At 33.6% G+C, this 9617-nt stretch carries 9 protein-coding genes and 1 pseudogene; 4 read left to right on the top strand and 6 right to left on the bottom strand.

Annotation, left to right across the window (positions count from 1 at the left end; all coding sequences use genetic code 11):
* A pseudogene (locus tag LV89_RS25400) lies at positions 1-231 on the bottom strand (IS982 family transposase); the annotation flags it as partial.
* 92 nt (positions 232-323) lie between these two features.
* Entirely contained in the window at positions 324-1631 is a 1308-nt protein-coding gene (locus LV89_RS23175; protein ID WP_109745312.1) for a hypothetical protein, read from the bottom strand.
* Positions 1632-2251: 620 nt separating this feature from the next.
* Between LV89_RS23175 and LV89_RS23170 the strand changes: the two genes are divergently transcribed.
* The 3 genes from LV89_RS23170 to LV89_RS23160 all read left to right on the top strand — a co-directional run bounded on the left by LV89_RS23170 (position 2252) and on the right by LV89_RS23160 (position 5119).
* Positions 2252-3202 (top strand): acetyl-CoA carboxylase carboxyltransferase subunit alpha, encoded by a 951-nt coding sequence (locus LV89_RS23170; protein WP_109745311.1) that lies wholly within the window; start codon positions 2252-2254, stop codon positions 3200-3202.
* 106 nt (positions 3203-3308) lie between these two features.
* Complete coding sequence (locus LV89_RS23165) at positions 3309-4496, top strand: site-2 protease family protein (protein WP_109745310.1); 1188 nt, start codon at positions 3309-3311, stop codon at positions 4494-4496.
* A gap of 56 nt (positions 4497-4552) precedes the next feature.
* Positions 4553-5119, top strand: coding sequence for a 1-acyl-sn-glycerol-3-phosphate acyltransferase (locus LV89_RS23160; protein WP_109745309.1), 567 nt, complete (start codon positions 4553-4555; stop codon positions 5117-5119).
* A gap of 507 nt (positions 5120-5626) precedes the next feature.
* Here the strand turns inward: LV89_RS23160 and lpxB are convergent.
* Entirely contained in the window at positions 5627-6736 is a 1110-nt protein-coding gene (lpxB, locus tag LV89_RS23155; protein ID WP_109745308.1) for a lipid-A-disaccharide synthase, read from the bottom strand.
* A 165-nt stretch (positions 6737-6901) separates the two neighbouring features.
* Positions 6902-7324 (bottom strand): 6-pyruvoyl trahydropterin synthase family protein, encoded by a 423-nt coding sequence (locus LV89_RS23150; protein ID WP_109745307.1) that lies wholly within the window; start codon positions 7322-7324, stop codon positions 6902-6904.
* Between the two features lie 400 nt (positions 7325-7724).
* On the opposite strand from LV89_RS23150, the gene rfaD reads away from it, so the two are divergent.
* A complete protein-coding gene (rfaD, locus tag LV89_RS23145) occupies positions 7725-8690 on the top strand; it encodes an ADP-glyceromanno-heptose 6-epimerase (RefSeq protein WP_109745314.1) in 966 nt (321 codons plus the stop codon).
* Between the two features lie 79 nt (positions 8691-8769).
* On the opposite strand, the gene LV89_RS23140 is transcribed toward rfaD, so the two are convergent.
* Together LV89_RS23140 and LV89_RS23135 are read right to left on the bottom strand one after the other, a co-directional pair.
* The gene (locus LV89_RS23140) at positions 8770-8985 is read right to left on the bottom strand and encodes a helix-turn-helix transcriptional regulator (RefSeq protein ID WP_109745306.1); all 216 of its coding nucleotides are present in this window, start codon (positions 8983-8985) and stop codon (positions 8770-8772) included.
* A 214-nt stretch (positions 8986-9199) separates the two neighbouring features.
* Complete coding sequence (locus LV89_RS23135; protein WP_109745305.1) at positions 9200-9412, bottom strand: helix-turn-helix transcriptional regulator; 213 nt, start codon at positions 9410-9412, stop codon at positions 9200-9202.
* Positions 9413-9617 lie beyond the last annotated feature (205 nt).

Here is a 9617-nt window from a genome sequence, read left to right as displayed (position 1 = left end):
CAAAATTGGAAAATCTCTTTTCAAATCTTTGCAGACATATTGTTCATAGTATTGTTTGAAATTTTTGTAGTGAGAGTAGTGATAAAAAATCAAAATGGTCATAATCTCACCCATAGACATACAGCCAATTTTACGCTTGGGATACCAATTAATATTTGAGGCGAACCCTGCAATTTTTTCTAAGTAAAGTTGGTTAAATTCATCAACTTCGTAGTATATTTCGTCAAGCATAGCGATTCGATGGTTATTTGTTAAGTTTTGCAACTCTAAAATAGTCCCATTTGCAATCCTATGCTATTTTTTACCCCTAAAATCTGAAAAGCTCACGTTAACAACAATAATAAAGAAATAACAACCACCCAATATCTGGTATTTTTTACTTGCTGATTAGCCAACTCTGCTCCTAATTTATTTTTTTCAGCATCAAATTTTATGGAAACTTCAGATGTAAGTTCTTGCAAATCTTGGCGATGAGCCGCCATCAATTCTTCATAATAAATTCGTTCATGTCGATACGCACTTTGATAATCACCCAAAAGAGTATCTGCAATCATTCTATTTTTATAGATTGACATCAAGATATTATGCTTATCAACGGTATCATTGGTAGTTTTTACAAAGTCATTTAACGTTGTGATAGCTTTCTGGAAATAACTACTCATCTCTTCTTTATCTCGCTTAATTCCAGCCACTTGACATAGATTTCCGTACACTTTTGCAATATCATCTGTACCTTGTGGCTTATATTTTAGACGATAGCCTAATTCTTTTAGGAAATACGGTTCTGCTTCAATTGGATTGGCAGAAGTTGACATAATTATTTCTCCAATATTTCCACTAAGCGTTCCAATTTTTAGACTATCACGTTGTAATCTTACTTGTGCAATTGCCAACTGATTATACTTAATGGCTGACTCATACTTTCCTAAACCTACTAAACAATTGGCATGAGCTTTATAATGAGCAATTCTGTACTTATCAACTGGATTTTTAGAGACAAACTTTTCAGCTTCTTTCATATAAGACAAAGCCGTTGTAAAATCAGCAACTTCATCGTAATAATATAATCCCAAATGAGTCAGTCTATTATCTGGAAATATTATATTTTCATAACCTATTTTACGATAAAACAAGTCGGCTGAAAGATAAAGCCCAATTACCTTCTCTGCTTTTTGGTGTAGATGATATAACAAGATACCAAGCGTATGGTCTAAATCTGCCTTTAAATGGTCTTTAATTAAACTTGGACTTTGCTTTGCCAATCTTTTTTGAAGATTGTTAATAAACAGTTCTAAATTTTTTCGGTTACGTTGCTTGCCCTGTCCATAATAACGAACTTTAAGATAATCTGTAAAAATGCCGAGCATAGGGTCATTGTTATCGCTTGCAAACCGATTCACCAAATTTAGTTCGTTAAATAAGGCTACACTGTCACTATCTTCATAAGAAACGACATAATAATATTCTAAACTATCTAAGCGAGTTTGACCTTTTAAATAAAGGAGATTGGAGAGTTTTTTTTGAGCAACAACAGAAGTTATTGATAAACTAATTATCAATAAAAAAGAAGAAACGTACAAACATAGATTTACACTGAACAACGCAAATCTTGCTATTGGACTTAAAAACATTTTGATACAGCGAAACACTTAACAAAAATTTGGGTGTGATTAATTCAATAAATTTATGAGAGTATGAAGAAATACCCAAGCAAGATTTTATAAGCAGCGGAAAAGAATCTCAATTGAAACTAATATATGATAAATACAGTGTTTAATAAATAGCACAATACTTATCAAAAGTAAGCAAGAATACGCTTACATTCATATTACAATTGTTGCCATAGCTTTTGGCTAAGGGTAATAATTAAGGAAGAAACCTTTTCCACATAATGGATTCAGTTCGTTGATGACAATTCATGGAAATAAAAATCCAAATTTATAGGAGATTTCCCTAATATACGCAACCAAATACTCAATTGGTTTACTTTTTAAACATTTCAAGTCAAAATCAGAAGTTATTTACTTAACAGTCATCTAAAAAGGGGATACAAACATTTAATTCTACTTAAAAAACACTTTTACAGATAACTATCTATTTTTCAATATATTAAAGGCAATTCTCGAGTCTCAAGTTGAAAGTTTTTAGCAAGGATTAAGCAAAATTTTAAAAATAATTCTCCACACTTCACATTATTGACTAATTTTGTAGCCACACTAACCTGCGGATTCGTTCCGTTAATTTACTGCCCATGCGTACTTTGTTAGATTTTGAAAAACCGATTGCCGAACTCGAAACCAAATTGGCAGAGATGAAAAAATTGGCTATCGACAACAATGTTGATGTTTCAGTTGCCGCTTCGCAATTAGAAAACAGCATCGAAGAACTCAAAAAAGAAACATTCACAAACCTCACTCGCTGGCAAAGAGTTCAGCTTTCTCGTCACCCAGAACGCCCTTATACCCTTGATTATATCGAACAAATGTGCGATGAATTTATCGAAATTTATGGCGATAGAACCGTAGGTGATGACAAAGCAATGGTTGGAGGTTTTGGAAAGATTGGAGAACAAACCGTCATGTTCATTGGTCAACAAAAAGGAAGAAATACCAAACAACGTCAGTTAAGAAACTTTGGAATGCCCAATCCTGAAGGTTACCGCAAAGCACTTCGTTTAATGAAAATGGCGGAGAAATTCGGAAAACCAATCGTAACATTGATTGATACCCCAGGTGCATTTCCAGGTTTGGAAGCAGAAGAACGTGGTCAAGGCGAAGCAATTGCTCGTAATATTCGTGATATGTTCATGCTAAAAGTGCCTGTAATTTGTATCATTATCGGAGAAGGTGCCTCAGGTGGAGCATTAGGTATTGCCATCGGCGACCGTGTTTTGATGTTAGAAAACGCTTGGTATTCAGTAATTTCTCCAGAAAACTGTTCTACAATTCTTTGGAGAACTTGGGACTTTAAAGAACAAGCCGCAGAAGCCTTAAAACTAACAGCCCTTGATATGCAAGGCAATGGTTTAGTAGATGGAATTATTCCAGAACCGTTAGGAGGAGCTCATTTGAATCCAAATTTAGCTATTGATATTGTGAAAAAAACAATATTAGAAACAATCAACGAACTTCAACAAATATCTCCAACCCAAAGAATTAATCAACGTGTTGAGAAATTTAGCGGAATGGGAGTTTATAATTAAGTCGCTTTAGGTTTTAAGCAATAGGCTTTTAACAAAAACACTGAAATTCTATTTTCATAATTTTGTTAAATGCCTAAAGCTTATTGCTTAATGCTTATCGCACTTCATGAAATACAAAACCCAGATAATTCAGTTAGTTCTATTTGTTACAACACTGATTACCACCACATTAGCAGGAGCAGAATCTATTACAGGAAGATTCTTCTTTTTCCTTCCTAAAGAATCTATCCTTCACTTTCCAGAAGATTTTTGGCAGGGTTTTCAATTCTCAATTCCTTTTCTTGTTATACTTACTTTTCATGAGTTTGGGCATTATTTCACTGCTCGATACTACAATATTAAAGTTACGCTCCCCTATTACATACCCATGTGGCTGAGTGCTATTTCAATGAGTATTGGTACAATGGGAGCTGTTATCAGAATCATCGGACAGACACGCTCAAGAAAAGAATATTTTGATATTGGAATCGCTGGACCTTTGGCAGGTTTTATGGTTGCACTTGTTGTATTATTTTACGGTTTTACACATCTTCCACCCCTCGAATATATTTTCAAAATTCACCCAGAATACACAAAGTTTGGAGAACATTACAAAACCGATATTCTTCATATTACAAAATTCATGGATGGGCAACTTGTTTTAGGAGATAATTTATTGTTTAAATTCTTCAAAAATTACGTTGCTGACCCTAAATTATTACCTCCAAATTTTGAAATAATGCACTATCCCGTCATTTGGGCAGGCTATTTATCGTTGTTTTTTACAGCTCTAAATCTTATCCCAATAGGTCAATTAGATGGCGGGCATATTTTGTATGGTCTTATTGGAAAAAAGAATTTCAATATCGTTTCTCCAATCATATTTATTGGTTTCATACTTTTTGCAGGCTACGGATTATTAACGGTCAATGACATTAAAAACATTGGAACAGGTGGGCAATACAAAGATGAATCTGAATTTTTCACTTGGCTTTTAGGGTATATTTTCTTTCTAAGAATTTGTTTCTCAAGAATTTCTGAAAATCCAATAACTTCTTGGGTTTTAAGTTTAAGTGTTGTACTTGCCCAATTTTTATTAAGTTATATTCCAGACATTGCTACTTCACACGGCTTTATTGGCTTTTTACCCTTTGCTTTGTTTTTAGGGAAATTTGTGGGTGTCTATCACCCAGAAGTAGAAATTGATGAACCTTTGGATTTTAAGCGAAAACTACTTGGTTGGCTTACGCTTATCATTTTTATTTTGTGCTTCACCCCTTATCCATTCATGGAAATAGATTTTTCAGCTAAATAAGTGGCTATTTATTCGGGAAATAATTATATTTATAAAAATATCCCAACCACAAAATTATGCTTAATTTAATCTTCAAATCATTATTCAAACTTAGAGGGTGGAAACTCGTAGGTAGTTTTCCCAAAAACATTCCTAAAACAATCGTTATCGTTGCTCCTCATGCCGATTGGGTAGATTTTCCGTTGGGTTTAGGAGCAAGAGCAGCCATTGGTGTAAAAATGAGTTTTCTTGGAAAAGAAGAATTGTTCAAAGCTCCATTTGGTTGGGTTTTTCATTTACTCGGAGGCAAACCTGTTGACCGTTTTCATAATAATAACGTAGTCGATGCCGTTGCCAATTTATTTCATAAAAATGAAAAATTACACATCGTTTTAGCTCCAGAAGGTACAAGAAAAGAAGTTGCAAAGCTTAGAACGGGTTTTTATTACATGGCAAAAAATGCCGATGTACCCATTGTCATGGTGGCGTTTGACTATCCTAAAAAAGAAGTAGTTATCAGAGAGCCTTTTTTTACAAGTGATAATATTAATGAAGATTTGAAGACTATCGCCCAATTTTTCAATCAAGTAAGCGGCGTAAAAAAAGAATGGATTCGTAATTATTTGGAAGAGAGCGTTTTGTAGAGTTTATGAGGATTTGAAGATATGAGGATTTGAAGATATGAGGATTTGAAGATATGAGGATTTGAAGATATGAGGATTTGAAGATTTGAAGATATGAGGATTTGAGGATTTGAGGATATGAGGATTTGAAGATATGAGGATTTGAGGATATGAGAATTTGAGTAAATCCTCTGCACAAACCCATAATTCATAGACTTTTAACTCATTGACTCTTAAATTTTCGGGATTGTTTACTATTCGTCGCACAACCGCCGACAGGGCAAAAAAGCCGCTGTCAGGGTTGAGTCCGAAACCCTAACAGTGGCTTTTAGCCCTCTCGGCGGTTATTTTCTTGATTGTAACAATATTTAACTCAAATACTCACACTCTCAAATTCTCACATACTCACACTCTCATATACTAACACTCTCATATACTAACACTCTCATATACTAACACTCTCATATACTCAAATCCTCAAACATCCATATCCTCAGATACTCATATCTTCAAATTCTCAAATACTCATTAGCCCATAACTTCCTTAACCATCAACATTCCTGCACGTTCAGAAGCACCTTTTTCTCCTAAGATATTTTTTACTTCGGCATAACCTTCCAGTTGTTGTTGACGTGTAATTTGATTAATAGTAATTTTTGCTAATTCAGATGTTAAATTTTCTTTGGTCAAATCGTACTGCAATAATTCTTTTACCACTTCACGTCCAGCAATTAAATTCACCAACGACACAAACGGTACTCTAATTACCCTTTTGTAAACCTGATAAGCTGCCCAACCTCCACGATAACAAACCACTTGCGGAATATTAAAAAGAGCTGTTTCAAGGGTAGCCGTACCCGATGTCACCAAAGCAGCATCTGCCACCGAAAGTAAATTATAGGCATCGTCCAAAACAATTTTTACGGGAAAAATAGATTGCCAACGAGCATATAATTCCTTTGGAAGATTAGAAACAGCACCGATAACAAATTGATAATCAGGAAATTCATAAACCTGAGACATCATTAAAGGCAACATCGTTTCTACTTCCTGTTTTCTACTTCCCGGTAATAAAGCAATGATTGGTTTTTGTCCTAAACGAGCTTCCTTTCTGAAATTTTCGGCAGGCGTAAAATCGGCAATAGCATCAAAAAGTGGATTCCCCACGTATTCAACTTCATAATCGTACTTTTTGAAAAAGTCTTTTTCAAACGGAAAGATTACGAATAATTTATCGACAAATTTCTTGATATTCAAGGCTCTGGATTGATTCCAAGCCCAAACTTTTGGAGAAATATAATAAAAGGTTTTAAAACCATTTAGCTTTGCGAATTTGGCAACTCGCATATTAAAACCTGCATAATCAATCAAAATGACCACATCAGGCTGAAATGCTTTAATATCTTTTTTGCAGAAAGAAAGAAAACCTAAAATAGTTGGAAGATTTTTGACAACCTCAAAAAATCCCATAAAAGCAAGGTCACGGTAATGCTTTACAATATCAGCTCCTGCTGATTGCATCATATCGCCACCCCAAGCACGAATTTCGGCTTCGGGGTCATGTTTACGAATACCTTTAATCAGATTTGAGCCGTGTAAATCACCCGAACGCTCTCCTGCAATGATGTAATATTTCATTTTTTTCAGTAAACAGTTAGCAGTAAACAGTTAGCAGTTAGCAGTTAGCAGTTAGCAGTTAGCAGTTAGCAGTTAGCAGTTAGCAGTTAGCAGTTAGCAGTTAGCAGTATATTTTTCTACTGTTTACTGATAACTACTCACTGATAACTGTTTACTGATAACTGCTCACTGTCCTCCAAAGTATTCCACGTAGTTTTTCTGAGTTTCTACCAATTTCAAACAATGCAATTTTGCAGTTTTTGAAGCTGATTCTACTTGTGGAGCAAGGATTTTCCAAATTTCTATGACAAAAATCTCACAACTTGCCATTTTGCCTTGCATAAAATCCACGTCAAGGTTAATGTTTTTGTGGTCAACTTTTTCAATAATTTCTCTTTTGATAATATCACCTAATAATTTAAGGTCTATCACAAAACCAGTATCTGGGTCTGGATTTCCTTTTACAGTAACGATGAGTTCAAAATTGTGTCCGTGCCAATTGATATTTGCACAAGGTCCAAAAACTTCTTGATTCTTCTCCTCTGTCCAATTTGGATTATAAAGCCTGTGAGCGGCATTGAAATGTTCTTTACGAGTTACGTAAACCATTGTTTTCAGTGTTTAAAAGTGAAGGTATGATTGGGAAAACATTAGCAATCAGATACCTGAATATTTCTTTAATAAATACTATAAATTTCAACAAAACCTATGTGTTGAAAACCTTATAATAGACCGCAAAATTACGACGAATTAAATTCTCAAAAAAATAATATAATCAACATTATTATATTATCATATTACTTGACCATATTATCAACAATCAGTTTTACCGCATTTTTGTAATAAAAAGAGAATAGTATTATTTATTGAGTAGAAAAACTCATAGATTCTTAGAAAATTTATATTTTTTCAAAATATCGTGTATAGTTTAAGTCGAAACTTAATGATAATTTTGAAAGTTGTTTATAATTACCTAACACGCATAAATACAATTTATCCCCACTACTTTATGATTATTGTTACGGGTGCCGCAGGGTTTATCGGAAGTTGTCTAATTCAACGATTGAATCAAGATAATTTTAACTACATAATTGCAGTTGATGATTTTTCTGACGAACAGAAAAATAAAAATCTTGATGGCAAGAAAATTCAAGAACGAGTTGACAGAGAGCATTTCTTTGAATGGTTAGATAATAACTATCAGGAAGTTGAATTCTGTTTTCATATCGGAGCGAGAACCGATACTACTGAATTTAATGTTGATATTTTCAACAAATTAAATCTCAACTATTCAAAGAAGATTTGGAAAAAATGTCATGACTACCAAATTCCAATGGTATATGCTTCATCGGCTGCTACTTATGGAATGGGAGAATTAGGCTATGATGATAACGAATCTTTAATTCCACAATTAAAGCCTTTGAATCCTTATGGAGATTCTAAAAATGACTTTGATATCTGGGCATTAAAACAAGAAGAGCAACCTTTCTTTTGGGCAGGTTTAAAGTTCTTTAATGTGTATGGGCCAAATGAATTCCATAAGGGGCGTATGGCTTCTGTGATTTGGCACACTTTCAACCAAATCAAGAAAACCGGTGGAATGAAATTGTTCCGTTCTCATAATCCTGAGTTTAAGGACGGTGAGCAAATGCGTGATTTTGTCTATGTAAAAGACGTTGTGGAGGTTTGTATGTTTTTAATGCACCACCGCCGTAATTCTGGAATTTACAATTTAGGTTCTGGAAAAGCTCGAACTTTCTTAGATTTAGTAAAAAATACTTTCAAGGCATTAGGTACTGACGAAAATATCGACTTTATTGACACTCCTGAAGATATTAGAGATAAATATCAATATTTTACCGAAGCCAATATGTCTAAGTTAAAATCAATTGGTTATGAACGTCCTTTCCATACCTTAGAAGAAGGCGTCGCAGATTATGTAAAAAACCACTTGATAGAAGAAAAATATTATTAGAAGATTTAACAAAAAGAGCAAGAATCGATACTGATTCTTGCTCTTTTTGTTAAATCTTAATGCACATTTAAAACACTCCTTAATCTCGGTTATAAGTTCCACCTACAAGTTCTTCGAGTGTCAAATCAAAAACTGCTGCTAATTTTTGAGCTTCTAAGACATCTGGAAGCGAGTTATCACTTTCCCATGCAGATATTTTACTCTGAGAGGGAATATTAATTAAGTGTGCTAACTCTGTTTGAGATAACTTGTTTTTTAAACGTAGATTTCTAATTGTTGTTCCAAGTGATTGCATGACAGTTAAGGGTCTAAAATTAAGGTTGTAAAAATTTAATAATAAAGATTGCTGTTGCTTAGAAAAATTCTCCAAAAGAAAATCATCATCAGCATTATTCTAAATAAAAATCCACTCTTTAAATTTCAATAACCACTTAGCAAGTTTACTTTGAAAGAAAAGATGATTAAAGAAATCATCTTTTCTGAAAATCGTTTAGTTATTGAGGTTAAAATTAAGCATCAACACTTATATCTATTAACTCCTCAAGACTTAGCTTAAATACTTCTGCTAACCTTAAAGCTTCAAGAATATCAGGGATACTATTACCACATTCCCAAGCAGATATTTTGCTTTGGGAGGGTACATTAATTAAATGTGCCAGCTCTGTTTGAGATAGCCGATTTTTTAATCGTAAGTTTCGGATGGCGGTACCGATAGTTTTCATAAATAAGAAATTTGATATTTAAGAGTTGAATTATACATAGAATATGTGAATTTAAGCAGAAAATCACTATAGTTCCAATGCAAAACTCAATGAAAAATCATAGAAATAGCAAATTATCTATTTATAGATAGGTTTTACCCGAAATTAGATTGGAATAGTAACGAAAAACAATAATATTTGTTTAAGAAAATAAACAAAAAGTAAA

The organism is Arcicella aurantiaca (assembly GCF_003148625.1).
Taxonomy (GTDB): Bacteria; Bacteroidota; Bacteroidia; order Cytophagales; family Spirosomataceae; genus Arcicella; species Arcicella aurantiaca.
The sequence above is the reverse complement of the archived record's forward strand: the minus strand, read 5'-3'. Positions and strand labels throughout refer to the sequence as shown.

What these genes read in the sequence shown, in the direction of transcription:
- LV89_RS23175 (WP_109745312.1), bottom strand. Translation starts at nt 1,631, where the DNA reads ATGTTTTTAAGTCCAATAGCAAGATTTGCGTTGTTCAGTGTAAATCTA.
- LV89_RS23170 (WP_109745311.1), top strand. Translation starts at nt 2,252, where the DNA reads ATGCGTACTTTGTTAGATTTTGAAAAACCGATTGCCGAACTCGAAACC.
- LV89_RS23165 (WP_109745310.1), top strand. Translation starts at nt 3,309, where the DNA reads ATGAAATACAAAACCCAGATAATTCAGTTAGTTCTATTTGTTACAACA.
- LV89_RS23160 (WP_109745309.1), top strand. Translation starts at nt 4,553, where the DNA reads ATGCTTAATTTAATCTTCAAATCATTATTCAAACTTAGAGGGTGGAAA.
- lpxB (WP_109745308.1), bottom strand. Translation starts at nt 6,736, where the DNA reads ATGAAATATTACATCATTGCAGGAGAGCGTTCGGGTGATTTACACGGC.
- LV89_RS23150 (WP_109745307.1), bottom strand. Translation starts at nt 7,324, where the DNA reads ATGGTTTACGTAACTCGTAAAGAACATTTCAATGCCGCTCACAGGCTT.
- rfaD (WP_109745314.1), top strand. Translation starts at nt 7,725, where the DNA reads ATGATTATTGTTACGGGTGCCGCAGGGTTTATCGGAAGTTGTCTAATT.
- LV89_RS23140 (WP_109745306.1), bottom strand. Translation starts at nt 8,985, where the DNA reads ATGCAATCACTTGGAACAACAATTAGAAATCTACGTTTAAAAAACAAG.
- LV89_RS23135 (WP_109745305.1), bottom strand. Translation starts at nt 9,412, where the DNA reads ATGAAAACTATCGGTACCGCCATCCGAAACTTACGATTAAAAAATCGG.